Source organism: Tamlana crocina (genome assembly GCF_012037625.1).
Map to the genome: position 1 here is coordinate 1 of NZ_JAAVJS010000243.1, position 448 is coordinate 448.

The window sequence follows — 448 nt, forward strand, 5'->3', positions numbered from 1 at the left end:
TGTCGATCATGGCGTCCCAGTCTTCGAGGCTGCCTTTTTGAATAGGATCCAGGCCGTGAGCATTGCCGGCGTTGTTCACCAGCACATCGATCTGGCTGAAATCCTGCGGAAGGCTCTCAATTGCTGATTGCACTGCCTCTTTGTCCCGCACATCGAACTGAAGCGTGTGAACTGCTGTTTTTTCCTCAAGTTTTGTTTTTAATTCCTGCAGCGCTTCTTTTCGTCGGCCGCAAATGATTAGGTTGTATCCTGCACCGGCCAGGGCAATGGCCGTGGCTTTTCCTATCCCGCTGCTGGCTCCGGTCACTAAAGCTGTTTTATTCATAGGTGTCAAAAATGTAATTTTTTAAAGTCTTTCCGGAAGCTTCTCCAGGTCCTCATCTATAATTGTAGTATGAAAAGCCTTTACTGCCGAATCTATTACAGCCTCAGAATCTCCCTTGATCAC

General features: G+C 47.8%; 1 protein-coding gene. It reads right to left on the bottom strand.

The genetic code is table 11. The features are described 5' to 3' along the window. Positions 1-325 (bottom strand): SDR family NAD(P)-dependent oxidoreductase (locus HC176_RS16525; RefSeq protein ID WP_167920095.1); only part of this gene is annotated, 325 nt, incomplete at its 3' end. Positions 326-448 lie beyond the last annotated feature (123 nt).